Source organism: Alteromonas sp. I10 (assembly GCF_003201515.1).
GTDB classification, from domain to species: domain Bacteria; phylum Pseudomonadota; class Gammaproteobacteria; order Enterobacterales; family Alteromonadaceae; genus Alteromonas; species Alteromonas macleodii.
Map to the genome: position 1 here is coordinate 1 of NZ_QJJN01000005.1, position 26,217 is coordinate 26,217.

Annotated in this window: 20 protein-coding genes and 1 tRNA gene; 2 read left to right on the forward strand and 19 right to left on the reverse strand. The window is 46.4% G+C overall.

All coding sequences use genetic code 11. The features are described 5' to 3' along the window. The 15 genes from BZA03_RS11055 to BZA03_RS11125 all read right to left on the reverse strand — a co-directional run. Window positions 1–218 (reverse strand): GTP-binding protein (locus BZA03_RS11055; RefSeq protein WP_258364627.1); only part of this gene is annotated, 218 nt, incomplete at its 3' end. A gap of 63 nt (window positions 219–281) precedes the next feature. Continuing rightward, window positions 282–2,384, reverse strand: coding sequence for an elongation factor G (gene fusA, locus BZA03_RS11060; protein WP_014951035.1), 2,103 nt, complete (start codon window positions 2,382–2,384; stop codon window positions 282–284). Window positions 2,385–2,411: 27 nt separating this feature from the next. Next, window positions 2,412–2,882, reverse strand: coding sequence for a 30S ribosomal protein S7 (gene rpsG, locus BZA03_RS11065; RefSeq protein WP_014951036.1), 471 nt, complete (start codon window positions 2,880–2,882; stop codon window positions 2,412–2,414). 75 nt (window positions 2,883–2,957) lie between these two features. After that, on the reverse strand, window positions 2,958–3,332 hold the full coding sequence (gene rpsL / locus BZA03_RS11070; RefSeq protein ID WP_014951037.1) for a 30S ribosomal protein S12: 375 nt from the start codon (window positions 3,330–3,332) through the stop codon (window positions 2,958–2,960). A gap of 309 nt (window positions 3,333–3,641) precedes the next feature. After that, window positions 3,642–7,814, reverse strand: coding sequence for a DNA-directed RNA polymerase subunit beta' (rpoC, locus tag BZA03_RS11075; RefSeq protein ID WP_039229319.1), 4,173 nt, complete (start codon window positions 7,812–7,814; stop codon window positions 3,642–3,644). 81 nt (window positions 7,815–7,895) lie between these two features. Then, window positions 7,896–11,924 (reverse strand): DNA-directed RNA polymerase subunit beta, encoded by a 4,029-nt coding sequence (gene rpoB / locus BZA03_RS11080; protein WP_014977618.1) that lies wholly within the window; start codon window positions 11,922–11,924, stop codon window positions 7,896–7,898. Window positions 11,925–12,249: 325 nt separating this feature from the next. Beyond that, window positions 12,250–12,627: a 50S ribosomal protein L7/L12 gene (gene rplL / locus BZA03_RS11085; RefSeq protein WP_015068303.1), complete on the reverse strand. Its 378-nt coding sequence runs from the start codon at window positions 12,625–12,627 to the stop codon at window positions 12,250–12,252. Between the two features lie 57 nt (window positions 12,628–12,684). Beyond that, window positions 12,685–13,203 carry a 50S ribosomal protein L10 gene (rplJ, locus tag BZA03_RS11090; protein ID WP_014951041.1) on the reverse strand — a complete coding sequence of 173 codons (519 nt, stop codon included), beginning with the start codon at window positions 13,201–13,203 and terminating at the stop codon, window positions 12,685–12,687. Between the two features lie 306 nt (window positions 13,204–13,509). After that, entirely contained in the window at window positions 13,510–14,205 is a 696-nt protein-coding gene (gene rplA, locus BZA03_RS11095; RefSeq protein ID WP_014951042.1) for a 50S ribosomal protein L1, read from the reverse strand. A gap of 4 nt (window positions 14,206–14,209) precedes the next feature. Next, complete coding sequence (rplK, locus tag BZA03_RS11100) at window positions 14,210–14,638, reverse strand: 50S ribosomal protein L11 (protein ID WP_014951043.1); 429 nt, start codon at window positions 14,636–14,638, stop codon at window positions 14,210–14,212. A gap of 250 nt (window positions 14,639–14,888) precedes the next feature. Then, window positions 14,889–15,440 carry a transcription termination/antitermination protein NusG gene (gene nusG / locus BZA03_RS11105; protein ID WP_014951044.1) on the reverse strand — a complete coding sequence of 184 codons (552 nt, stop codon included), beginning with the start codon at window positions 15,438–15,440 and terminating at the stop codon, window positions 14,889–14,891. Between the two features lie 4 nt (window positions 15,441–15,444). Continuing rightward, on the reverse strand, window positions 15,445–15,822 hold the full coding sequence (gene secE, locus BZA03_RS11110; protein WP_014951045.1) for a preprotein translocase subunit SecE: 378 nt from the start codon (window positions 15,820–15,822) through the stop codon (window positions 15,445–15,447). A gap of 81 nt (window positions 15,823–15,903) precedes the next feature. Beyond that, a tRNA-Trp gene (locus tag BZA03_RS11115) sits at window positions 15,904–15,980 on the reverse strand. A gap of 167 nt (window positions 15,981–16,147) precedes the next feature. Further along, entirely contained in the window at window positions 16,148–17,989 is a 1,842-nt protein-coding gene (locus BZA03_RS11120) for an ABC transporter ATP-binding protein (RefSeq protein ID WP_110288814.1), read from the reverse strand. Between the two features lie 239 nt (window positions 17,990–18,228). After that, window positions 18,229–18,852 carry an RraA family protein gene (locus tag BZA03_RS11125; protein ID WP_110288815.1) on the reverse strand — a complete coding sequence of 208 codons (624 nt, stop codon included), beginning with the start codon at window positions 18,850–18,852 and terminating at the stop codon, window positions 18,229–18,231. A gap of 251 nt (window positions 18,853–19,103) precedes the next feature. Between BZA03_RS11125 and BZA03_RS11130 the strand changes: the two genes are divergently transcribed. Further along, window positions 19,104–21,170, forward strand: a complete 2,067-nt coding sequence (locus BZA03_RS11130) for a M13 family metallopeptidase (protein ID WP_061486710.1) — start codon at window positions 19,104–19,106, stop codon at window positions 21,168–21,170. A gap of 122 nt (window positions 21,171–21,292) precedes the next feature. Next, a complete protein-coding gene (locus BZA03_RS11135; RefSeq protein WP_258364628.1) occupies window positions 21,293–21,985 on the forward strand; it encodes a lysoplasmalogenase in 693 nt (230 codons plus the stop codon). Here the strand turns inward: BZA03_RS11135 and BZA03_RS11140 are convergent. Genes BZA03_RS11140 through pyrC form a run of 4 tightly spaced genes read right to left on the reverse strand, consistent with a single transcriptional unit; the run spans window position 21,982 to window position 26,134 of the window. Then, a complete protein-coding gene (locus BZA03_RS11140) occupies window positions 21,982–22,380 on the reverse strand; it encodes an ACT domain-containing protein (RefSeq protein ID WP_039229305.1) in 399 nt (132 codons plus the stop codon). The genes BZA03_RS11135 and BZA03_RS11140 overlap by 4 nt on opposite strands. Window positions 22,381–22,428: 48 nt before the next feature. Further along, the gene (gene dbpA / locus BZA03_RS11145; protein ID WP_110288817.1) at window positions 22,429–23,808 is read right to left on the reverse strand and encodes an ATP-dependent RNA helicase DbpA; all 1,380 of its coding nucleotides are present in this window, start codon (window positions 23,806–23,808) and stop codon (window positions 22,429–22,431) included. Beyond that, window positions 23,808–25,118 carry an ABC transporter substrate-binding protein gene (locus tag BZA03_RS11150; protein WP_110288818.1) on the reverse strand — a complete coding sequence of 437 codons (1,311 nt, stop codon included), beginning with the start codon at window positions 25,116–25,118 and terminating at the stop codon, window positions 23,808–23,810. The genes dbpA and BZA03_RS11150 overlap by 1 nt, the downstream gene beginning before the upstream one ends. Next, a complete protein-coding gene (pyrC, locus tag BZA03_RS11155) occupies window positions 25,088–26,134 on the reverse strand; it encodes a dihydroorotase (protein WP_110288819.1) in 1,047 nt (348 codons plus the stop codon). Before pyrC ends, BZA03_RS11150 begins: the two co-directional genes overlap by 31 nt. Window positions 26,135–26,217 lie beyond the last annotated feature (83 nt).

A 26,217-nucleotide genomic window follows, 5' to 3' on the forward strand; every position in this document is an offset into this window, starting at 1 on the left:
GGAGTATCGTATTCTACGTGTGAAGTAGAGATGGTGATACCACGTGCTTTTTCTTCAGGCGCGTTATCGATTTGATCGAAAGCCTGTGCGTTACCACCGTAAGTCTTTGAAAGAACTGTAGTGATTGCTGCAGTTAGCGTAGTTTTACCGTGGTCAACGTGGCCGATTGTACCCACGTTTACGTGGGGTTTCGTACGTTCAAACTTTTCTTTTGCCATTTTTCTCGTTTCCTAAGTTAAAAGTCCGACCCACCAATAGACCGGACCGAACCTTCATTTAGATTAAATTCTAGATTCAATAATAGCCTGCGCCACATTGTTCGGCGCCTCAGAATAATTGAAGAACTCCATTGAGTATGAAGCACGACCTTGTGTTTGTGAACGCAAGTCAGTTGCGTAGCCAAACATTTCTGAAAGCGGCACTTTAGCACGTATTATTTTAACACCTGCGACGCCATCTTCCATACCTTCGATCATGCCGCGGCGACGATTAATGTCACCAACTACATCACCCATCCAGTCTTCTGGAGTAGTCACTTCAACTTTCATTGTGGGTTCAAGTAACACCGGATTTGCTTCTGCGGCGCCTTTTTTGAAACCCATAGAGCCGGCGATCTTAAACGCCATTTCAGAAGAGTCAACATCGTGGTATGAACCGTCAAACAGCGTAACCTTTACATCAAGTACTGGATACCCTGCAAGAACACCACTTCGCATCTGCTCCTGAATTCCTTTATCGACCGCTGGAATGAACTCTTTTGGTACCACACCACCGACGATTTCGTTCACAAATTCGTAGCCTGAACCTTCTTCTTGAGGCTCAATGCGCAGCCATACATGACCAAATTGGCCGCGGCCGCCTGACTGACGAACGAACTTCCCTTCAACTTCAACAGATTTACGAAGGGTTTCACGATAAGCAACCTGAGGGTTACCTACGTTACATTCAACTTTAAATTCGCGCTTCATGCGGTCGACAATGATATCAAGGTGAAGTTCACCCATACCTGAGATAATCGTCTGGCCTGTCTCGTCGTCAGTTTTCACTTTGAATGACGGATCTTCAGCTGCAAGCTTGCTTAGGGCTATGCCCATTTTCTCTTGGTCAGCTTGCGACTTAGGCTCAACCGCAATTGAAATTACCGGCTCTGGGAACTCCATACGCTCTAGCGTAATAACATGGTTAGGGTCACAAAGCGTATCACCGGTTGTTACATCTTTAAGGCCAATGGCCGCAGCGATGTCACCTGCGCGTACTTCTTTAATTTCTTCACGGTCTTTCGCGTGCATTTGCACAATACGACCAAAGCGCTCACGCTTGCCCTTAACAGGGTTGTAAACCGTATCACCCGTGTTTACTACACCAGAGTAACAACGGAAGAAGGTTAGCGTACCCACAAATGGGTCGGTCGCTATTTTAAATGCTAGCGCTGAGAACGGCTCATCGTCACTTGAATGACGCTCTGCTTCTGTCTCGTCTTTGTCGTCAAGTACACCAGTGATGGCCTTAACTTCTGTTGGAGACGGAAGATAATGAATAACAGAGTCTAGTACTGCCTGAACACCTTTGTTTTTGAAGGCACTGCCACAGGTGGCAAGAACAATTTCGTTGTTCAGCGTACGCTGACGAAGGCCTGAACGAATTTCTTCCTCAGAAAGCTCTTCACCTTCCAAGTATTTATTCATTAGCTCATCAGATGCTTCTGCAGCCGCTTCGATCATTTCGGTACGGTACTGCTCAGCGGTATCTAAATATTCAGCCGGAATGTCTTCATAGGTAAATGTCATACCCATGTCTTCTTCATTCCAGTTGATGGCTTTCATCTTCACAAGGTCGATGACGCCATGGAAATTCTCTTCAGCGCCCATGTTGATTTGAATCGGAACACAGTTTGCGCCTAAACGCTTGCGGATTTGACCCACAACACGTTCAAAATCAGCGCCAGCCCGGTCCATCTTATTAACGAACACAAGGCGTGGCACTTGATATTTGTCAGCCTGTCGCCAGACTGTCTCTGATTGAGGTTCTACCCCAGAAGACCCACAGAAAACAACCACTGCACCGTCTAGTACACGCAATGAACGCTCTACTTCGATAGTAAAGTCAACGTGTCCAGGGGTGTCGATGATGTTGATCCTGTGTTGATCGAACTGTTGCTCCATACCAGACCAGAAACAAGTCGTTGCAGCAGACGTGATAGTAATACCACGCTCCTGCTCTTGCTCCATCCAGTCCATGGTAGCAGCACCATCGTGCACTTCACCGATTTTGTGAGACAGTCCTGTATAAAACAGAACACGCTCTGTGGTCGTGGTTTTACCCGCGTCCACGTGAGCCACAATACCAATATTGCGATAACGCTCAATCGAGGTCTTACGAGGCATAAATCTCTCTCAGTTAAATAACGTTGATTACCAACGGTAGTGAGCAAACGCTTTGTTTGCTTCGGCCATACGGTGAACGTCTTCACGTTTCTTAACCGCTGAACCTTTATTATCTGCTGCGTCTAGCATTTCAGCCGCTAGGCGTTGTGCCATAGACTTTTCGCCACGTTTACGTGCAGCTTCAACCATCCAACGCATACCTAGCGCGTTACGACGAACTGGACGTACTTCAACTGGAACCTGATAAGTTGAACCACCAACACGACGAGACTTAACCTCTACTGTTGGGCGGATGTTATCAAGCGCTTCCTCGAAGATATCTAGGTGTGCTTTGCCGGTTTTTTCAGCAACAATATCAAGCGCACCGTAAACGATTTTTTCAGCGACTGACTTTTTGCCGTCGAGCATTACGACATTCATGAATTTCGCAAGCAGTTGTGAACCAAATTTTGGCTCTGGTAGGATTTTACGTTGACCTACGACTCTTCTTCTTGGCATTTTCTATTCTCCGTATGAATTCAGGGAAAACCCAAAACTCTTAAACTTCAGTTTGGCCTTACTAACGGAGAACCGTTATGACTTAGGCTTCTTCGCGCCGTACTTAGAACGGGCTTGTTTACGATCGTTTACACCTGCGCAGTCAAGAGTACCGCGAACTGTGTGATAACGAACACCTGGTAGATCTTTAACACGACCACCACGGATAAGTACTACACTGTGCTCTTGTAGGTTGTGACCTTCACCACCGATGTATGAAGAAACTTCAAAACCGTTAGTTAGACGTACACGACATACTTTACGTAGTGCAGAGTTTGGTTTCTTAGGCGTAGTAGTATATACACGAGTACATACACCACGTCTTTGTGGACAAGCTTGTAGAGCAGCTACGTTGCTTTTTTCAACGGGCTTTCTACGCGGCTTGCGCACTAACTGGTTAACTGTTGCCATTAACTAGCTCCTGATTAAAAACTACGAAAACCCAATCACTGTGATTGGGTCCATATTAATACGATTAATTGCTTAATCGCTCTTGTTTGTGAACATTGTGCTCGTCAACATTCACTGAGCTCTGATACAAAAAACCGCGACCGTTTATCGAGCCACTTATTGGCTATCCAAAATCGGGTCGCGGAATATTAAAGATCATCGCTCTGACTGTCAAGGTGTACAAAGGTTAAGCAGTTAATTTATCTGCAATCTGTACAACATGACTGCCAAATTGTTAGGAGTACGTTAACGTACTCCTATGATCTTGCCTTATTCGGCAGTATCTTCGTCTGCACCAGCATTAAGCGCTTCGGTTAGTGCCTGTTCTGCTTCAGCAGCAGACACTGACATTTCTTCGATTTGCTCTTTGCGACGTTGTGCACGGCGTTCGTGGTAAGCGAAACCTGTACCCGCTGGAATTAGTCGACCAACGATTACGTTTTCTTTCAGACCGCGTAGGTCATCTTCTTTACCTTGAACCGCAGCTTCAGTTAGAACACGTGTTGTTTCTTGGAACGATGCCGCTGAGATAAATGACTCAGTAGACAGTGACGCTTTAGTGATACCAAGCAGCTGTGTTTCGTACTGCGCTGGGATCTTGCCGTGTTTTTCAATTTCACGGTTAGCCACTTTAACGTTCGATACTTCAACCTGTTCGCCTTCAAGGAACTGCGTATCGCCTGGATTAGTGATAATGCACTTGCGTAGCATCTGACGGATAACTACTTCAATGTGCTTATCGTTAATCTTAACACCCTGTAGACGGTAAACTTCCTGAACTTCGTTCACGATGTAGTTTGCTACAGCTGAGATACCACGTAGACGTAGGATATCGTGTGGAGACTCTGGACCATCAGCGATAACTTCGCCTTTTTCCACTTTCTCACCTTCGAACACGTTAAGCTGACGCCACTTAGGAATCATCTCTTCGTACGCGTCACCCTCAGCAGGTGTAATTACAAGACGCTTCTTACCTTTGGTCTCTTTACCGAAGCCGATAGTACCTGAGATTTCTGCAAGGATTGCAGGCTCTTTAGGCTTACGTGCTTCAAATAGGTCCGCAACGCGCGGTAGACCACCCGTGATATCACGAGTCTTCGAGCTTTCCTGAGGAATACGTGCTAGCACGTCACCTTCGTTAGCCACTTTGCCTTCTTTCGCTTCGATGGTTGTGAAGCTTGGAAGACGAATTTCTTGAAGACCGAACTCGTCGCTTTCAAGAATTAGCTTAGGCTCTTTAGAGTTTACTTTCGCAAGGTCTTTAACAACGATACGGGTTAGACCAGTAAGCTCGTCTTGCTGCATTTCGGTGTTAGAGTCATCAATGTCAGCGAAGCTAATCTTAGCTGCACGTTCAGTGATGATTGGGTGACTATGCGGATCCCAGTTTGCAACAACGTCGCCAGCTGCAATAGTTGCACCGTCATCCACGCTAAGTACAGCACCGTAAGGTACTTTATAGCGCTCTTTCTCACGGCCTTGCTCGTCGATAACAGTAAGTTCTGTTGAACGAGAAACGATAACCACTTTGCCGTCAGAGTTACGTACGAACTTCGCGTTGTGTAGCTTAAGGCTACCCGCAGTCTTAACTTGTACGCTGTTCTCAGCAGATGCTCTTGATGCCGCACCACCGATGTGGAACGTACGCATGGTAAGCTGTGTACCTGGCTCACCGATTGACTGTGCTGCAATAACACCAACCGATTCACCGCTACCCACCATGTGACCACGTGCAAGGTCACGACCGTAACACTTAGCACAAACACCGAAGTCGTTGTCACAAGTGATTACCGAGCGAACCATGATTTGGTCAACTGAGTTAGCTTCAAGCATGTCTACTAACGCTTCGTCTAGAAGAACGTTACGCTCAACTAGTACTTCGTTAGTACCTGGCTTAAGTACATCTTCTGCTACCACACGGCCTAGTACACGCTCGCGTAGTGGCTCAACAACGTCACCACCTTCGATTAGTGGTGTCATTTGAACACCTTCGAATGTGCCACAGTCGTCGTTAGTGATTACCAAGTCTTGTGCAACGTCTACTAGACGACGCGTTAGGTAACCCGAGTTCGCTGTCTTAAGTGCGGTATCCGCAAGACCTTTACGAGCACCGTGAGTTGAGATGAAGTACTGTAGTACGTTCAGACCTTCACGGAAGTTCGCCGTAATTGGGGTTTCGATGATTGAGCCATCTGGCTTAGCCATCAGACCACGCATACCAGCTAGCTGACGAATCTGAGCGGCACTACCACGAGCACCCGAGTCGGCCATCATGTAAACAGAGTTAAATGATGATTGCTCTTCTTCTTCGCCATCGCGGTTAATTACGATGTCAGTCTTAAGGTTATCCATCATGGCCTTAGCAACTTTTTCGTTGGCATTTGACCAGATATCGATAACTTTGTTGTAACGCTCACCCGCGGTAACAAGACCGTTTTGGAACTGTTCCTGAATTTCAATAACTTCTGCTTCCGCTGCATCAATGATGTCTTTCTTAGCAGCAGGGATAACCATATCGTCGATACCAACAGACGCACCCGCGATCATCGCGTAGTGGAAACCGGTATACATGATTTGGTCAGCAGCAATTACTGTGTCTTTCAGACCTAGCGTACGGTAACAAGCATTCAATAGTCTTGAAATTTGCTTCTTGCCCATCGCTTGGTTGATGATTTCAAACGGCAGACCCTTTGGAAGGATCAATGAGAAAATCGCACGACCAACAGTCGTGTCAGTTAGCGTTACTTTCTCAGTTTTGTTGCCATCTTCATCGATGTCATATTCAGTAATACGTACTTTAACGCGAGAGTGAAGCTCAGCATTACCTGTACGGTATGCTTTCTCTGCTTCATTCGGGCTGGTGAATACCATGCCTTCGCCTAAGCCGTTTACTTTGTCACGCGTTAGGTAGTAAAGACCCAATACAACGTCCTGTGAAGGTACGATAATTGGCTCACCGTTCGCAGGTGACAGAATGTTGTTCGTTGACATCATAAGTGCACGTGCTTCTAGCTGTGCTTCGATTGTCAACGGAACGTGTACCGCCATTTGGTCACCATCGAAGTCGGCGTTGTACGCCGCACACACTAGCGGGTGAAGCTGAATCGCTTTACCTTCGATTAGTGTTGGTTCGAATGCTTGGATACCCAAACGGTGAAGTGTAGGTGCACGGTTAAGTAGTACCGGGTGTTCGCGGATAACGTCGTCTAGTACGTCCCAAACCTCTGGTGCTTCACGCTCTACAAGCTTCTTAGCTGCTTTAATTGTTGTCGCAAGACCACGACCTTCAAGCTTACCGTAGATAAACGGTTTGAATAGCTCAAGTGCCATCTTCTTAGGAAGACCACACTGGTGAAGACGTAGCGTAGGACCAACGGTAATTACAGAACGGCCTGAGTAGTCAACACGCTTACCAAGAAGGTTTTGACGGAAACGACCTTGCTTACCTTTGATCATGTCTGCAAGTGACTTAAGTGGACGCTTGTTAGAACCGGTAATCGCACGACCACGACGTCCGTTATCTAGAAGCGCATCGACAGACTCTTGAAGCATACGCTTTTCGTTGCGTACGATGATGTCTGGAGCAGCTAGGTCTAGAAGACGCTTAAGACGGTTGTTACGGTTAATTACACGACGGTAAAGGTCGTTAAGGTCAGACGTTGCAAAACGGCCGCCATCTAGTGGTACTAGAGGACGTAAATCTGGTGGAAGTACCGGAAGAACCGTCATGATCATCCACTCTGGCTTGTTGCCAGACTGTTGGAATGACTCAAGCAACTTAAGACGCTTAGTAATTTTCTTACGCTTAGTTTCAGAGTTGATTGAAGGCAGCTCTTCACGCATAGCCGCAACGTCTGCGTCTACGTCTAGTGCTGTAAGAAGATCGAATACTGCTTCAGCACCCATCTTCGCTTCAAACTCATCACCGTGCTCTTCAAGTGCATCCAAGTACTCTTCTTCGTTTAGAAGCTGGCTGCGCTCAAGCGTAGTCATACCTGGCTCTGTAACCACGTATGATTCAAAGTAAAGTACACGTTCAATATCACGAAGTGTCATATCTAGCATTAGGCCGATACGAGACGGAAGTGATTTAAGGAACCAGATGTGCGCTACCGGGCTAGCTAGCTCGATGTGACCCATACGCTCACGACGTACTTTAGTCAGTGTAACTTCAACGCCACACTTCTCACAGATAACACCACGGTGCTTAAGGCGCTTATACTTACCGCAAAGACACTCGTAGTCTTTAACCGGACCAAAGATACGCGCACAGAACAGACCGTCACGCTCAGGCTTGAACGTACGGTAGTTAATTGTTTCAGGCTTTTTAACTTCACCGAATGACCATGAACGGATCATGTCAGGTGAAGACAGACCGATTCGAATATTATCGAATTCTTCAGTCTTGTTTTGTTGCTTTAGAAACTTTAATAAGTCTTTCACATTACTCTCCCAGCGGAGTCAGTCTCTAGAGCCCGGCGCAAGCGCCGGGCCATCTCATAACATTACGTGGCAAACGCCGTATTACTTTTCTTCAAGCTCGATGTTGATACCCAACGAGCGAATTTCTTTAAGTAGTACGTTGAATGACTCTGGCATGCCAGGTTCCATTCTGTGGTCGCCATCGACGATGTTCTTGTACATCTTGGTACGGCCGTTAACGTCATCCGACTTAACGGTAAGCATTTCTTGAAGGGTATATGCTGCACCGTATGCTTCAAGTGCCCACACTTCCATCTCACCGAAGCGCTGACCACCGAACTGTGCTTTACCACCAAGAGGCTGCTGTGTAACAAGGCTGTAAGAACCCGTAGAACGCGCGTGCATTTTGTCGTCTACTAAGTGGTTCAGTTTCAGCATGTACATGTAACCAACCGTAACTGGACGCTCAAATTCGCGACCGGTACGACCGTCAAACAAAGCAATCTGACCGCTTTCTGGAATATCAGCAAGCTTCAGCATTTCTTTGATTTCAGATTCACGAGCACCGTCGAATACAGGTGTTGCTACTGGAACACCCTTACGAAGGTTTTCCGCTAGACGACGAACTTCGTGGTCTGTGAAGCTATCGATGTCTACTTCTTGGTGATTCTCACCAAGCTCGTACACCTTCTTCAAGAAGTCGCGTAGTTCAGCCAGCTCGCGCTGCTCTTTAATCATGCGATCAATCTTCACACCAAGACCGTGTGCAGCCATACCCAAGTGCGTTTCTAGGATCTGACCGATGTTCATACGAGACGGTACACCTAGTGGGTTAAGAACGATATCTACCGGCGTACCGTTAGCATCGTATGGCATGTCTTCTACAGGCTGGATAGTCGAGATAACACCTTTGTTACCGTGACGACCGGCCATTTTATCACCCGGTTGGATGTGACGTTTAACCGCAAGGTAAACCTTAACGATCTTAAGCACACCAGGGGCTAGATCATCGCCTTGAGTGATCTTGCGACGCTTACCTTCAAACTTCTTATCGAAATCAAGTTTGATTTCAGCATGCTGATCAGCGATTTGGTCTAGCTCTAGCTGTGCATCTTCACTGTTAAGTGCGATTTCAAACCACTTTTCACGCGGCAGGCTGTCAAGCTTAGCTTGGTCAACACCAGCACGTAGTAGTGCAGTTTGTGCACGTGCGAAGATACCGTCTGCAAGAATTTCGAACTCGTCAGTAAGGTCTTTCTTAACCTGACGTAGCTGCATATCTTCAATTTCTAGCGCACGCTTGTCTTTCTCTACACCGTCACGGGTAAATACTTGAACGTCGATTACCGTACCGTGAACAGAGTTAGGTACACGTAGAGACGTATCTTTAACGTCAGACGCTTTCTCACCGAAGATTGCACGTAGTAGTTTTTCTTCTGGCGTAAGCTGCGTTTCACCTTTAGGCGTTACTTTACCTACAAGGATGTCACCGCCTTTCACTTCCGCACCAATGTAAACAACACCTGATTCATCAAGCTTGCTTAGTGCAGATTCACCCACGTTCGGGATATCAGAAGAAATCTCTTCTGGCCCAAGCTTAGTATCACGAGCGATACAGCTAAGCTCTTGAATGTGGATAGTAGTAAAACGGTCTTCCTGCGCTACACGCTCAGAAATAAGGATTGAATCCTCAAAGTTGTAACCATTCCACGGCATGAACGCGATACGCATGTTCTGACCAAGTGCAAGATCACCTAGGTCTGTTGAAGGACCATCAGCTAGCACGTCGCCTGCAACAATCGGGTCGCCAACACTACAAGTAGGCTTCTGATTGATACACGTGTTTTGGTTAGAACGTGTGTACTTAGTCAGGTTGTAGATATCGATACCCGCTTCACCTGGAAGCATTTCATCTTCGTCTACTTTAATAACGATACGGCTGGCATCTACGTAATCAACCACACCACCGCGCTTAGCAACTACAGTAACACCTGAGTCAACCGCGATAGTTCTTTCCATACCGGTACCAACTAGCGGCTTATCAGCGCGTAGTGTAGGTACTGCCTGACGTTGCATGTTCGCACCCATAAGTGCACGGTTCGCATCATCGTGCTCTAGGAATGGGATAATGCTTGCAGCAATTGAAACGATTTGCTGAGGTGAAACGTCCATGTACTTGATGTCTTCTTTCGGCATCAAGGTAGTTTCACCACGGTGACGACATGGAATTAGGTCGTCAACCAACTCGCCTGCTTCAGTCAACGCGATGTTTGCCTGAGCGATGGCGAATTGACCTTCTTCAATTGCAGATAAGTAATCGATTTCGTCTGTTACCACACCGTCTACAATGCGACGGAACGGCGTTTCTAGGAAACCGAAGTCATTGGTACGCGCGAAGCTTGCCAATGAGTTAATTAGACCGATGTTCGGGCCTTCCGGCGTTTCGATTGGACATAGACGACCGTAGTGAGTCGGGTGTACGTCTCGAACTTCGAAGCCTGCACGTTCACGTGTAAGACCACCCGGGCCTAATGCAGAAATACGACGCTTATGCGTTACTTCTGATAGCGGGTTGTTTTGATCCATGAACTGAGAAAGCTGAGATGAACCGAAGAACTCTTTAACCGCAGCCGAGATAGGCTTAGCGTTAATAAGATCTTGTGGCATCACGTTGTCTAGGTCGCCTAAGCTTAGACGCTCTTTAACTGCACGCTCAACACGTACAAGACCAACGCGGAATTGGTTTTCTGCCATTTCACCTACAGAACGGATACGACGGTTACCTAGGTGATCGATGTCATCTACTTCGTCTTTACCGTCACGAATCATTATTAGCTGCTTCATTACAGAAATAATGTCTTCTTTATCTAGTGTACCAGCACCAATAAGTTCTTCACGGCCAAGACGGCGGTTGAACTTCATGCGGCCAACAGAAGATAGGTCGTAACGTTCATCAGAGAAGAACAAGTTATCGAACAAGGTTTCAGCTGCATCTTTCGTTGGTGGCTCACCAGGACGCATCATACGGTAAATTTCAACTAGTGCTTCAAGGCGGTTAGTTGAAGAATCGATACGTAGCGTATCTGAAATGTATGAACCGTGATCTAGCTCGTTGATGTAAAGCGTTTCGAACTCTTTGATACCCGCCTGGCTAAGTGCCGCTAGGTTTTCAAGGGTTAGTTCGTCGTTCGCGCTTACAATCACTTCGCCTGTGTCTTCGTTTACATAAGTAGCTGCGTAAACACGGCCAATTAGGTAATCGGCTGGAACTTCAAGTTCTGTAAGACCGGCTTTTTCTAGTGCACGCGTGTGGCGCGCAGAAATACGACGACCCGTTTCAACAACAACGTTGCCTTCACCGTCAATGATATCAAAAGCAGCCGTCTCACCACGTAGGCGATCTGGAACCACTTCCATCATTAGTTTGTCTTTGTCGATACGTACGCTTACTTTGTCGAAGAAAGTATCTAGGATTTCTTCAGACGTCATTTCAAGTGCGCGTAAGATAATCGTTGCAGGCAACTTACGACGACGGTCGATACGTACGAATAGGTTATCTTTCGGGTCAAACTCGAAGTCTAACCACGAACCACGGTAAGGAATTACACGTGCGTTATAAAGCACTTTACCTGACGAGTGGGTTTTACCTTTGTCGTGATCAAAGAATACACCAGGTGAACGGTGTAGCTGTGACACGATAACACGCTCTGTACCATTGATAACGAACGTACCGTTCTCAGTCATCAACGGGATCTCGCCCATGTACACTTCTTGTTCTTTAATATCTTTTACGGTACCTGGCGCAGCGTCTTTATCGAACAACACTAACCGTAGTTTTACTCTTAACGGAGCAGAGAAAGTTACGCCGCGAATTTGACATTCTTTAACGTCGAAAACGGGCTCTCCCAGGCGGTAGCTTACATACTGAAGCTCTGAACTACCTGAGTAGCTTTTAATTGGAAAAACGGAACGAAATGCTGCTTCCAAACCGTATTGAGCATCTGCATCGATCTCAATAAACTTTTTGAAAGAATCAAGCTGAATTGAAAGAAGGTATGGAATTTCCAATACCTGTGGGCGTTTGCCAAAATCCTTACGGATACGTTTCTTTTCGCTATAAGAGTAAACCATGGGTTCCTCAGCCTGCTGATTTATGACCCAACCTGCTGCAAAATGCTTTAAAACGCGTGCTATGGGCTAAAAGCTACGTTTCAAATGGCGCACTAAGCAACAAACTTCCACAACCCTTTTTCGGGCAGATACACCAGCATACAACAAAATTTAACCAATTATTAGTTAACTTGTTGGATTTTTATGCTTTTTATGGGTATTTCCGAATGGCGCTTTAAGTAGTGTAACCAAGGGTTAGATTCTACACACTATACAGCGCAAAAAGGCTGGTGGTTTAAAAAACCACCAGCCTTGCCGTCTCAGGCAATAATCTGACTATGTCAGATTACTTGATTTCTACTTCTGCACCAGCTTCTTCAAGCTCTTTCTTAAGTGCTTCAGCTTCATCTTTGCTTACGCCTTCTTTGATAGCTTTAGGAGCAGACTCAACTACTTCTTTAGCTTCTTTAAGACCTAGGCCAGTCGCGCCGCGAACTGCTTTGATAACTGCAACTTTGTTGCCACCGAATGAAGTCATTACAACGTCGAATTCAGTCTTTTCTTCTGCAGCAGCAGCGTCACCGCCAGCAGCTGGACCAGCAACAGCAACAGCAGCTGCAGCAGATACGTTGAATTTTTCTTCAGCCGCTTCGATTAGTTCAACCAGTTCCATTACTGGCATTTCAGCGATTGCGTTTAAGATATCTTCTTTAGTTAGAGCCATGTTCTCTAAACTCCTGGGTATAAAATGTTAAAAAAATCAATATGCCAAAAACGCCAATTACTTGGTGTCTTTGACCGCCGCCAATACGCGCACAAACTTGCCAGGAACTTCGTTGATTGTTTGAACGAATTTCCCAACTGGTGCTTTGAAGGTTGCAAGTAGTTTCGCAAGCGCTTCGTCGCGGGTAGGTAGTGCTGCAACTGCGTCCAATTTCTCTGGACCAAGAAGACCGCTACCAATAGATAGTGCTGTAACTTTTAGCTTATCGTTAGTCTTACCGAAGTCTTTGAAAAGACGTGCCGCACCGCCTGGTGCGTCGATAGAGAAACCATAGATAAGCGGACCAGTTAAGGCGCTGTCTAAGTCTGCAAATTGACTGTCTGCTAGAGCACGCTTTGCAAGAGTATTACGTACAACCTTTAGGTATACGCCTTGCTCACGAGCTTTAACACGTAGGTCAGTCAGTTCTGCAACTTCCATCCCACGGTATTCAGCAACGGCTACGGATAGAGCGCGAGACGCAACTTCAGAAACTTCTGCTACGATCTCTTTTTTTGCTGCTAAACCTAGTGCCACTGAGTTCACCTCTTTGTATCTGACTTTGTTTGCGGTTACCCGCTTACGCCGTCAGGGTTCACAGATTGATACCAACCCTCATGGTTGATACCGCTCTACGGTGTTTGTTACCCCAGAGAGTCTGAGTCAAACCACCGTCTGCGCAGGTTGTTGTATTAAGCAGTGTGTTGACTGTGAAAGTTCTCTTACCTCTTTCACCACACCGCACCTGCGGTCTAGGACGGGAGCTGCTTATTAGCACTGCTAATTGTCACAGCTCCAACCCATAACCTTTAAGAGATTTCGATGAGCCTAAGCTCAGCGAAATTAAAGACCTACAGAAGCCTTATCAAGAGCAACACCAGCACCCATTGTAGTGCTTAGGCTGATCTTCTTGATGTATGTACCTTTAGCAGAAGAAGGCTTAGCTTTCTTAAGTGCTTCAAGTAGCGCTTCAAGGTTTTCTTGAATTTGGTTCGCTTCGAACGCGATCTTACCGATGCTAGCGTGGATGATACCGTTCTTATCGTTACGGTAGCGTACCTGACCAGCTTTAGCGTTCTTAACTGCCGTTGCAACGTCAGGCGTTACAGTGCCAGTTTTTGGGTTAGGCATAAGGCCACGTGGACCTAAGATTTGACCTAGTTGACCAACAACACGCATTGCGTCTGGGCTAGCAACTACTACGTCAAAGTTCATTTCGCCTTTCTTAACTTGCTCAGCTAGGTCATCCATACCAACGATGTCTGCACCAGCTTCTTTAGCTGCTTCAGCATTTGCACCTTGAGTGAATACTGCAACGCGAACGTCTTTACCAGTACCGTTAGGTAGTACAGTTGCACCACGAACGTTTTGGTCAGATTTCTTCGCATCGATACCAAGGTTAACAGATACGTCTACGCTTTCTGCGAACTTAGCTGTTGCTAGTTCTTTAAGAAGCGCTACTGCTTCGTTGATTTCGTACTCTTTAGTAGAGTCAACTTTGTCGCGGATTAGGCGAGCGCGTTTAGTTAATTTAGCCATTCGATTAGTCCTCTACGTTCAAGCCCATTGAGCGAGCAGAACCCGCGATAGTGCGTACCGCTGCATCTAGATCAGCTGCAGTAAGGTCTGGCTCTTTAGTTTTAGCAATCTCTTCCAACTGAGCGCGAGTAACTTTACCCACTTTTTCAGTGTTAGGACGGCCAGAACCACTCTTGATGCCCGCTGCTTTCTTAAGCAGGTAAGACGCAGGAGGAGTCTTAGTTTCGAATGTGAAAGAGCGATCTTCGTATACAGTAATTTCTACTGGTACTGGAGCGCCTTTCTCAAGGCTTTCTGTTTTCGCGTTGAAAGCCTTACAGAATTCCATGATGTTTACACCGTGTTGACCTAGTGCAGGACCAACTGGTGGACTTGGGTTAGCAGCGCCTGCTGCAACCTGAAGCTTGATAATACCGCTTACTTTTTTAGCCATTTTACATGCTCTCTTGTTTGGGTCTAACGCCTCGCAAATACAGAGATTATTTGCTCAATCGGCTTCCCGTTTCCGTTTAAAAGGGCGCGCATTATATAAGGTGATTAATTACTATGCAAGGGCTATTTAGAATAAAAAACCATCGAAAGGTCAGTATTTTTACGCTCTCGCCGTTGAACCGGAGACCTTATACAAAAAAGCCCCGTCAAACGGGGCTTTTTAAAAATACTATACGGTAGCTTGAATAGGCTTAGCCTTTTTCTACCTGACCAAATTCTAAGTCTACTGGAGTAGAACGACCGAAGATAAGCACCGATACTTTTACGCGGCTCTTTTCGTAGTCTACTTCTTCTACCACACCGTTGAAGTCTGCAAATGGGCCATCGATAACGCGAATAACTTCGCCTGGCTCGAACAGCGTCTTTGGTCTTGGCTTATCAACGTTTTCTTCAAGACGATTTAAGATAGCGTCAGCTTCTTTCTGCGTGATTGGCATAGGGCGATCAGATGTGCCGCCGATGAAACCAAGTACGCGAGGTACGCTTTTCACTAAGTGCCATGACTCTTCCGTCATCGCCATTTCTACCAATACGTAACCAGGGTAGAACTTACGCTCAGATTTACGCTTTTGACCCGCACGCATTTCTACTACTTCTTCTGTTGGTACTAGTACCTGACCGAAGTAGTCTTCCATGTTGTGCATTTTGATGTATTCAAGCAGGGTCTTCTTAACGCGAGACTCATATTGTGAATAGGCTTGAACTACGTACCATCTTTTCTTTACTGCTTCTTCTTCAGACATACGGTTATGCTCCTATTCCTGTAATAAAGCCAACTACACGAACGATGATGCCGTCTAGTCCCCATAAAATTAGTGCCATAATTAACGTCGCTGCAAGCACGATAAGTGTAGTTTGGTTCGCCTCTTGGCGAGTTGGCCACACAACCTTGCGAACTTCTGTGCGAGACTCTTTAGCGAAGCTCAAGAAGGTGCTACCTTTTTCGGTAGTTGCCGCGATGAAACCAGCTATACCAACAACTACAACAATTGCGATGGCACGGTATAGTACCGAGATCTCACCGTACATTGTATTAGCGGTTACTAAACCGGCAAGTAGTGCAAAAACCACTACCCATTTAAACATGTCCAATGCATTGGACTGATTTTCCGTCTTTTCGCTCATGTTACGATCCTAGCACTACAGCGTCGTTGTTTTACGCATCTAAAAAATGCGCAACTTAAAAATTCTTAGTTTAAGTAAATTTGGCAGGGGTGGAGGGACTCGAACCCCCAACCATCGGTTTTGGAGACCGCTGTTCTACCAATTCGAACTACACCCCTGTGGTGTCGATAAGACAAAATTTACTTACACTGCCCTTGTGAGTTGTGCGTCTTTTCTAAGGAAAGTGCGGTATCGCAAGGGAGGGACGCGTATTATACTTAACCACTTTCAAGATACAAGCGGTTTATCCATCCCATCTGCGATTGAACGCTAATTCGCTCCTTGCCTATTCAACGCCTATAAATCCGCCCGTTTGGTGCGCCCAAAGCTTGGCATATATGCCATTGTGCGCAATAAGCTCGGTATGGGTTCCCTGCTCTACAATGTTGCCCTTATCCAGAACAAGTAACCTGTCCATTTGCGCAATGGTCGACAGTCGATGCGCAATAGCCAGCACGGTTTTGCCTTCCATCACTTTATCCAGACAGGCTTGAATTGCCGCTTCAACTTCTGAATCTAGCGCTGATGTGGCTTCGTCCAGCACTAATACAGGCGCGTCTTTTAACAATACGCGAGCTATGGCAATGCGCTGGCGCTGACCGCCTGAAAGCTTCACGCCTCGTTCACCCACGTGAGCGTCGTACCCTGTTCTACCGTGACTATCGGTAAGCGTAAGAATAAAGTCGTGCGCTTCGGCCTGTTTGGCTGCACGGATCATATCTTCTTCTGTCGCATCCGTGCGTCCGTAAAGAATGTTATCGCGTACCGAGCGATGCATCAGAGAGGTATCTTGAGTCACCATGCTGATTTTAGCACGAAGGGTCTCTTGGCCTACTTCAGTAATATCTTGGCCGTCAATGACAATGCGACCACTCTGGGTGTCGTAAAAACGCATGAGCAAATTAACCAATGTCGATTTACCCGCGCCAGAACGCCCCACTAAGCCCACTTTTTCTCCGGGCCTAATGGCTAAATCCAAGTTAGTGAACACATCAATAGGTTTGTTATCTGCACCTGAATAGGAAAAATGCACATTATCGAAATTAATCCCGCCGCCATTTACCTTTAACGCGTCGGCTTTTGGCTTGTCTTTCACTGCTATCGGCTGTGCTAGCGTATTCATGCCATCCTGTACCGTGCCTAAGTTCTCGAACAAGCCTGATACTTCCCACATAACCCAGTGCGACATACCGTTTAGTCGCAAACACAGACTAATAGCAATGGCGATATCGCCCGGGCTCGCGATGTTTTCCATCCACAAATACACAGATAGCGCACCAATGGTGAAAATAAGAATGGCGTTAGCCATTTCCACGCAGAATTCCAACACGGTAACCAAACGCATTTGCGGGTAAACCGTCTTAAGAAAACCATCCATACTTTCTTTTGCGTAATCCGCTTCGCGGCGACTATGTGAAAACAGCTTCACCGTTGTGATATTGGTATAGCTATCGACAATACGCCCAGTCATTAATGAGCGCGCGTCGGCTTGCTTTTGCGAGACTTCTTTTAGTTTAGGTACCAGCACCTTCAAGATACCGATATACACAAAAAACCACACGATAAGCGGCATGGCTAAGCGCCAGTCAGTGCTGAAAATAAGCACTACCATAGAGATAAAATAAACGCTGATGTACACCAGCAAATCGAGAACCTTGGTCACGGTTTCTCGTACCGATAGCGCAGTCTGCATCACCTTGGTGGCCACACGGCCGGCAAACTCATCGTGAAAGAAGGTTAAACTTTGTCCAAGCAAATAGCGGTGCGCTTGCCATCTAATGCGCATGGGGTAGTTCCCCATCAAGGACTGGCGAGAAAACAACGAGCGCAACAAAATAAACAACGGAATAAAAACGAGCACGGTTAAACCCATGCCAATGAGGGTAAATTTTTGGTCGGCTAAAAACGTGGCTCGGTTTTGATCAGAGAACCAGTCAACTAACTGCCCTAAAAAGCCGAAAAGCGCCACTTCTAACATGGCAACAATGGCACTTAGCACGGAAACAGTAAGGATTACGCCCCACATGCCTTTTGTGTAGTACTTACAAAATGCAACGATACCTGTTGGCGGTTGGGTAGGCGGCGTGTCAGGGAAAGGCTGGGTCAGCTTTTCAAAAAATGAAAACATGTAGAACTCGTTAGTTATTCAGTGACAGAGCACGTTTACGTATGCCCCAAAATGCTTAGGTCACAATTCTACACGATAACTGAAAGTGTGTTGAACTTTGCGGCGCCTTTTTACCGCAAAGCTCATTTAACATTGGTTAATATTTGGCAAAGCTTATTGCCTAATGAAAAGCTTAGTGAAGGGTTTAGTAAAGCGCTTATCAAAAACCAGTCGAAGCATGGCGAGTTATCTGCAAACCTTCACTCTGCAAAGCCCAATTTAGCCAGTATGCTTTCCACTTTTTCAGCGTGCTCAGCCTGCCACTGTTCAAGTGACATGGAGCCATCTTTCTGGGCTCGCTTTTGGGCAATGTCATAGGCTGTTAGCGCCTCATCTTTTGGAATTACAGCAATGCCCTCTTCGTCTGCAACAATGATATCTCCGGCGTGAACCGTTACACCTGCACAGGAAATAGGCTCATTTAACGGCGATATGCACTTTTTGGCTCCTGGCTTGGGTATAACGCCCCTGGCAAATACCGGAAATTTGTTGTCACGGGTTTCTGCAAGATCTCGTATAACACCATCAATCACGAAACCTTTTATGCCGCGAGACTGGGCTATCGCGCAGACGTTACCGCCCGCAACAGCGAACTCATCATCGGCTTCCACAACAATAATGTCACCGGGGCTTGCGCGATATATCGCCGCATGCAGCATAAGATGGTCTCCCGGCTCACACTTAACGGTAAATGCTGGACCCGCAATGCGTGGCATGCCTTCCCACAATGGTTTTATCGCATAGTGCATGAACTGCTCTCTTGGCAGCGCATCGGCGTACTCACAAGGTGATACGCTATCGAAAGGGGTATTGTGTAAGTCCATCGCCGTTCCTTGAATGTTGTAGTGTGTGAAAAAAACACTATAGCGAAATTAGCCCTACAAGTTGTTACAAGCTGTGTATTTTCACTATAAACACTTTTTCTATCCCCCCCGCCATGCTAAAAATTAGTAAAAAGCGTGCACGCAATACGCCACACCATTCTTTCGAAGGGATGCACAGGTTTCGCAACGCACTAAAAACAATAAGCGACAAGCCCAAATGTCGCCCAATAAAATGAAAAGGAAAACTCGACATGTTACGTAGCGTTTTAAGCTTAAGCGTGGCACTGGCCCTCACGGCTTGTAGCCCACAAAATTCATCCACAGAACAACAGACACAGAGCGCGGCTACCGAAGAAGCTCAGCAACAGCTTTCTTCAGGTGTCATTAAAGAAAATATGGATCTGTCTGTTGACCCAGGTGATGACTTTTTCCGCTACGTAAACGGCAAATGGTTTGATAATTTTGAAATACCGGCAGATAAATCGAGCTACGGTTCTTTCGTGATCCTTCGCGATGAAGCACAAGATCACGTTATGGATATTATAAAATCGTCTGCCGAAGGCGACTTTAAAGCGGGCAGCGACGAGCAAAAAGTCGGTGATTTTTACCGTGCCTATATGGACATGGAAACCCGCAACGAACTTGGTACGACGCCGCTAAAGCCTGAGTTAACTAAGATTGATGCCATTGAAGACTACACCGATCTTGCTGAGTATTTCGCTTATGCAGCTCGCTATGGCTACGGTACGCCGTTCAGCCTAACTCAATACCCTGACCTTAAGTCGCCAAAAGAATATTTGATGTACACGTGGCAGTCGGGCTTAGGCCTTCCTGAGCGCGAGTACTACTTCAAGGACGACGAAACATCACAAACCATTCGCGATGCCTACGTTAAACATATTCAAACCATGTTTGAGCTGGCGGGTTTCGACGCGCCTAAAGAAAGTGCGGATATGCTGTTCGCACTTGAGACTAAAATTGCTCAGTTACATATGAAAAAAGAGCAGGCTCGTAACTTTGCTGCCAACTATAACAAACTGACAATTGAAGAACTTAAAGCGTTAATGCCTAAGTTCGACTGGGACGCTTATCTTACTGAAGCAGACATTAGCGACATTCCTTCGCTAGGCATCCTGCAAAAAGACTACATGCAAAACATTGATGGCGTTATTGCAGATACTTCACTGGAAGATTGGAAAACGTTCCTTAAGTGGGGCTTGCTAAATGCTTCAGCCAGTCGCTTAAATGCTGAGCTTGATGAAGCAAACTTCAATTTCTACAGCAAAGTGCTTCGCGGTGTTGAAGAGCAACAGCCACAATGGCGTCGTGCAGTAAGCCTTTCAAATGCCCATGTAGGCGAGCTAATCGGTAAGGTTTATGTAAAACAGCACTTCCCGCCTGAAGCGAAAGATCGCATGATGGAAATGGTTAATAACCTGTTGTTAGCTTACAAAGAAAGTATCGAAAATCTTGATTGGATGACAGATGAAACTCGTGCACAAGCACTGGACAAGCTGTCTAAGTTTACCGTGAAAATTGGTTACCCAGACCAGTGGAGAGACTATTCAGCTCTGACAGTTAATGCCAGTGACCTGTTTGGAAACCTAAAGCGTTCTTCGGACGTGCTGTACGAAGAAATGCTTAAGAAACAAGGCGGCCCAGTGTGGACCCATGAATGGGGCATGACACCACAAACTGTTAATGCTTACTACAACCCTCCGCTAAACGAAATTGTATTCCCTGCGGCTATCCTTCAACCTCCGTTCTTTGACATGAACGCCGAAGATGCGGTTAACTACGGTGGTATTGGTGCGGTAATTGGTCACGAAATTGGCCATGGTTTTGATGATTCAGGGTCTACCTTCGACGGGGATGGCGTTCTTCGAAACTGGTGGACTGACGAAGATCGCGGCGAGTTTGAAGCACGCACTGCGAACTTGATTGAACAGTATAACCAGTTTGAGGTTCTGCCTGACTTGCACGTAAACGGTGAATATACCCTAGGTGAAAACATCGGCGACCTTGGCGGCATCAGCATCGCACTTAAAGCTTACCACCTGTCTCTTGATGGTGAAAAAGCGCCTGAACTAGACGGTTTCACTGGCGATCAGCGTGTATTCATTGGTTACGGCCAGGTTTGGGCAAGCAAATATCGCGAAGAAGCGTTGCGCAGCCAAGTACAAACCGATACCCATTCACCTACGAAGTTCCGCACTAACGGTGCTGTTCGCAACGTACCTGAATTCTACGAAGCGTTTAACGTGACCGAAGAAGATGCGTTGTATTTACCACCAGAAGAACGCGTAAAAATTTGGTAATTCGCGCACATTGAATAGCGCATATAAAATTCGATAGCTAAAGCCCCATGTTTGCTTCACCAAACTGGGGCTTTTTTTGTCGTGTTGAAGTGTATGACCGAGCAGTTTCAAAAAGGCTAAATATGAATGTAAGAACAACTATTGTCTTTAGCAGCTTAGCGTTGATTTACCTGGCGACGCTGCCGCTTACCCCCTACGTGGCGCAATTCTTACCCAAAGCCCTGCCTATTGTGGTACTGGCAGTTTTCGCCTATACAAAACTTAGCGCCATGCCGCGATACATGGTGTTGGCGGCGTTACTTTTTAGTCTTGCCGGAGATGTTAGTCTGGCCTTGCCCTTTGCTGATAGTTTTATTACCGGCTTGGCGTGCTTTTTTGTTGCCCATTTAACGTATGCTATGTGTTTTGCGTTGCTGCATCGCCGCCTACAAGAAACGCCCGGCGACCATATCATTTCACGCAAACCAAAGTGGTTCATTAGTATTATTATGATTAGCTTTGCCGTAATGATGGCAGTGCACATTCTACCAGCGTCGAAAGCCTTCTTTTACCCTGTAGTCGCCTATATTAGCGTAATCACACTGATGGGTTTAACCGCAGTGTGGTTGGCTCAAACCAAGCTAATCGTAACCGGTGCGTTATTTTTTGTGGTATCAGATGCCATTCTCGCCCAGTCGGTTTTCAAAACCCCGCTTCCACTGTCTACCTTTTGGGTAATGACAACTTACTATGGTGCCCAATATTGCTTAACCATGGGGCTGGTTGATGCGTTTTTGAGAAAAGAGAATAGGCAGGAAGAGAATGGTCAAGCCTAGTTAGACAACGACGTTAAAACGTCTATCGCCAAGTCGGCTTTTTCAGCTGGCACGAAAATATGGTCGTGATAATAAGCGGCCACCACGTTGGCGCTAATTCCTGCCTTACCCAGCGCGGTGGACATAGCTGCAGTCATGCCTACCGCTTCCAAACTAGAATGCACTTCACAGGTTATACAGCGGTAATAACCTTCAAATTGCAGATTAGCTTTCTCGGCTGCGGCAACCGGAAGAATAAGGGTGGTGCCCTCGCGTTCTTGAAACATCCCCTTAGCTACTGAAATTAACGCACTAGTTAATCTGTCAGCAGGCAAGGTAGTAAAAACGTAATTTTCACTACTCGCCACAGGATTCAGATTTTTCAGTAACACGCTCAAGTCAGTTTCAGCGACCACACTCACCTTCCATTGAATAACGTCAGTACTTAGATCTAAGAGCGCATATTAAAGCTTTCGGGCTCTAATACGCTTTCCTTTAATCTTACCTTCTCTAAAGTGCGCCATGGCTTTTTTCACGCTTCGCGTTTTCACTGCGACAAAACTCATGCTGTTCTGAACTTTAATTTTGCCCAAGTCGTCGCCAGGAATGCCCGCATCTTTGGTAAGTGCACCCACCAGATCGCCTGGGCGAAGCTTTTCTTTTTTACCCGCGCTTAGTGAAATACAGGTAAATTCAGGCTGAGTAATTTTGTTTTTATGAAAACGCAGGCTTTGTGCGCCTTTAAGTGGAATATCGCTTTCTTGCAATACTTCTATTTTTCGCAAGAAGTGCTCTTCGTCATCGCTGACTAGCGTTACCGCCATGCCCTGTGCGCCTGCTCGCGCCGTGCGACCAATGCGGTGAATATGGGTTTCCGGCTCTTCACTTACCGTATAATTAATTACGCAGGCAACATCATCAATATCCAGCCCTCGCGCAGCTACATCGGTGGCAACAAGTACTTGTAGCGCATCGCTGGCGAACTGCATTAGCACCGATGTGCGTTGATGCTGTTCCAAGTCCCCCTGAAGTCCAGCTGCGCTAAAGCCATCTTCGATAAGCTCCTCAACCACTTCATTTACCTGAACCTTGCGGTTACAAAATACAATGGCATTTTTAGGTTGGTAGTGGGTAAGTACCGCTTTAAGCGCCTGAGTGCGTGTGTGCGGGAGCACGTTGTAGCCCAATTGGGTGATAGCGGGTTTACTGTCTTGAGACTCAACTTTACAGTTTACCGGGTTGTGCAGGTACTGCTTGGCTACACGCTCAATTTGTTCCGTAAAGGTTGCAGAAAACAATAGGGTTTGCACTTGTTTTGGCGTTTGACCGAAAATAATGCGTAAATCGTCTTCAAAGCCCATATCTAACATGCGATCGGCTTCATCGAGGACACGCAACTTTACGTTACTTAGGTCAATTCGACGCTTTTCCACATGGTCCATTACGCGACCCGGCGTGCCCACAATGATGTGCGGGCTATGTTTCAGTGACTGAATCTGCGGCCCCATAGGCTGGCCACCACATAACGTGGTCACTTTAATATTACCGATGTTCTTAGCCGCCGAACGGCACTGCTGAGCCACTTGATCAGCAAGCTCTCGGGTAGGACAAAGTATGATGGCCTGCGTGGTAAAATCATTCACTTCTACGTGCTGCAAGGCAGGAATTACAAAGCACAGAGTCTTGCCGCTGCCCGTCTGCGCTTGGCCTATCACATCTTTCCCCTGCAACGCCTCAGGGAGCGATTGTGCCTGTATAGGGGAAAGTTGGTAAATGCCTTGTGAGTCTAGCGCCTTGGTGATGGCAGGGTTTATATCTAAATGCTTAACTGTTTCAACTGTCATTAATTTGGGTTCCAAAGGTGCACTACACCATGTTCGGTATGATGAGCTATGCCGTATTCTTGGGACACCATGTCACTCCAGGAAGAAAGCTGCTCATTAAACTTGTCACTCATTTTCACACCGGCCGCCGCTAACTTGAGCTTCTCTAAAACTAAAACACAGGTGTCTTTCTTTGACAGTGCTAGGTAGGCCGTTGAAATGTCGTACTTACTCGATAGGGTTATTGTCTCACATTTAAATTGTTTTGGGTTACATCCAAAGTCAATTGCGCCCTGAGAACCGAAAATAGTATCAATTTCGTTGTTAATCAGTGCGTCCACTAACGCCTGCCACGAATCATAGGCTTTTACTTTGAAGCCATGCTCTATCGCAACGTTATAGCGATAGTCTTCCAATAAGGTACCAACCCTAAAGTTCTTTGGTACGTTGGCAAAGGATTCAAAATAGGGCTTATCGATGCCGTACAGTCCATGAAGGTTTCTTGATACCGGCGTTACCCAGTGAAACACGCTTTCTCTTTCACTCGTGCGAATTACTGAGAATACCAATACGTTAGACTTGGTCATTGCTTCCTTTGCAATACGTTCCCATGGCGCGGAAAGGATACTCTGCTTGAGCGTCATCTCATCTAATATGTCTCTGACCAAGTCTGCAGCAATGCCTTTAAGCTTTCCTCGCTCTCCCACCTCTGAAAAAAGTGGCACAATGTCGGCGATGACCCAAAGATTGTCGGTATTAGCATGCAGCTCACCTGCTAAGCTTAGTGTTCCAAAAGTAAGTATTGTGGCCGGGAAAGATGCTTTCAGTTCATCCCGCATTGCGCTAGCAAGCAATGTGAAGTCGTCTGAACCTTTGTATTGAGCAATCAGCTCGCTCATCCGCTCTGCAATATCGGCAGAACCTTCACTTTTGCTCAGTGCGATATAGCTCATTGCTATTGTCGTTGCCTGACTGCCCGCATTCGGCGTACATCGAACATTATTTCCACATTCAAAGGCAAATAGCGGCGTGATCCAAAAAAAACTATCTTCGTTATTTTCATCTCTGATCAAATTGATAAGGACGTCAGCTTTATTCGATATGGTGTCAGTAGCAGGCGTTAAATCAATGCCATTTTTTGATAAGGCATTTTTAAACACTGTGAGTGAGTAAGATTGAATACTCTGCTTCTCAGAGGGAGATAGGGTGCTTGGTAAATCGGGGGCGTGAGAGCAAGAGAGTGCTTGTGCCCAAGTGGATGAACTCCACAGGGCACATAAACAGACAATAACAACAAAAACTACGCTTGAAATGCCTTTTCTAATTTCCACTGCAACGTTTGCCCCGCATAAAATGGAACCATATCGGTGCCATCAGCTAGGGTTACTTGTTCTGGCACCGTCCACGATTCTTTCACTAATGTCATTGTAGTCGTATTTCGTGGTAAACCATAAAAATCTGCACCGTAATGGCTAGCAAATCCTTCGAGCTTATCTATTGCGCCTAGCTGCTCGAACACTTCGGCATAAAGCTCAATTGCAGACCATGCGCTATAACAACCCGCGCAGCCGCAAGCATTTTCTTTTTTATGTTTTGCATGAGGTGCCGAGTCGGTACCTAGGAAGAATTTTTTGTTGCCGCTTGCCACCATATCGCGCAACGCTTTTTGATGCGTGTTGCGTTTTAACACTGGCAAGCAATAGTTATGAGGGCGTACGCCGCCAACCAGTAAATCGTTGCGATTTAACAATAAGTGCTGAGGGGTAATGGTGGCTCCAACAAATTCGCTGGCGCCCGCTACGAAGCTTGCGGCATCTGCTGTCGTAATATGCTCAAACACCACTTTCAGCTTAGGGAATGCGTCAACGATAGGCCCTAAATGGGTATCAATAAATACTTTCTCACGGTCAAAAATATCAATGTGATGCTCTGTCACTTCACCGTGTATCAACAATAGCAAACCTTGCTCTTGCATGGCTTGGAATACGGGGTATAAAGCCTGAATGCCTTTTACTGCGGCGTCTGAATTGGTAGTGGCCCCTGCAGGATATAGCTTACACGCAGTTACGCCCGCTTGTTTTGCATCGATAATGTCTTGAGGTGTAGTTTGATTAGTAAGGAATAAGGTCATTAATGGCTCAAAGCTACTGCCTCTAGGTCGCGCAGCTTCAATTCGCCCTTTGTACGCCATGGCCATTTCAGCATTAACCACCGGTGGTACAAGGTTTGGCATAACAATAGCGCGCTGGAAACAACGTGCGGTTGCAGGCACTGTTTCAGCTAGCATTTCGTTATCGCGAAAGTGAAGGTGCCAATCGTCTGGCGTAGTAATGGTGAGCGTTTGCATGCCTTGTCTCTCTTAGTACTTATTCAAACAGAGGGGAAGATGCGCGCAATAATAGCACAATTCCCATTTTGCGCGCAGAACAA

Bases quoted from the DNA above. Each gene is read 5' to 3' on its own strand.
- nusG (WP_014951044.1), bottom strand. From the start codon at position 15,440: ATGTCTGAAGAAGAAGCAGTAAAGAAAAGATGGTACGTAGTTCAAGCC.
- rpsL (WP_014951037.1), bottom strand. From the start codon at position 3,332: ATGGCAACAGTTAACCAGTTAGTGCGCAAGCCGCGTAGAAAGCCCGTT.
- rpsG (WP_014951036.1), bottom strand. From the start codon at position 2,882: ATGCCAAGAAGAAGAGTCGTAGGTCAACGTAAAATCCTACCAGAGCCA.
- rplL (WP_015068303.1), bottom strand. From the start codon at position 12,627: ATGGCTCTAACTAAAGAAGATATCTTAAACGCAATCGCTGAAATGCCA.
- fusA (WP_014951035.1), bottom strand. From the start codon at position 2,384: ATGCCTCGTAAGACCTCGATTGAGCGTTATCGCAATATTGGTATTGTG.
- rplK (WP_014951043.1), bottom strand. From the start codon at position 14,638: ATGGCTAAAAAAGTAAGCGGTATTATCAAGCTTCAGGTTGCAGCAGGC.
- rpoB (WP_014977618.1), bottom strand. From the start codon at position 11,924: ATGGTTTACTCTTATAGCGAAAAGAAACGTATCCGTAAGGATTTTGGC.
- BZA03_RS11135 (WP_258364628.1), top strand. From the start codon at position 21,293: ATGAATGTAAGAACAACTATTGTCTTTAGCAGCTTAGCGTTGATTTAC.
- dbpA (WP_110288817.1), bottom strand. From the start codon at position 23,808: ATGACAGTTGAAACAGTTAAGCATTTAGATATAAACCCTGCCATCACC.
- BZA03_RS11120 (WP_110288814.1), bottom strand. From the start codon at position 17,989: ATGTTTTCATTTTTTGAAAAGCTGACCCAGCCTTTCCCTGACACGCCG.
- BZA03_RS11125 (WP_110288815.1), bottom strand. From the start codon at position 18,852: ATGGACTTACACAATACCCCTTTCGATAGCGTATCACCTTGTGAGTAC.
- rplA (WP_014951042.1), bottom strand. From the start codon at position 14,205: ATGGCTAAATTAACTAAACGCGCTCGCCTAATCCGCGACAAAGTTGAC.
- secE (WP_014951045.1), bottom strand. From the start codon at position 15,822: ATGAGCGAAAAGACGGAAAATCAGTCCAATGCATTGGACATGTTTAAA.
- pyrC (WP_110288819.1), bottom strand. From the start codon at position 26,134: ATGCAAACGCTCACCATTACTACGCCAGACGATTGGCACCTTCACTTT.
- BZA03_RS11130 (WP_061486710.1), top strand. From the start codon at position 19,104: ATGTTACGTAGCGTTTTAAGCTTAAGCGTGGCACTGGCCCTCACGGCT.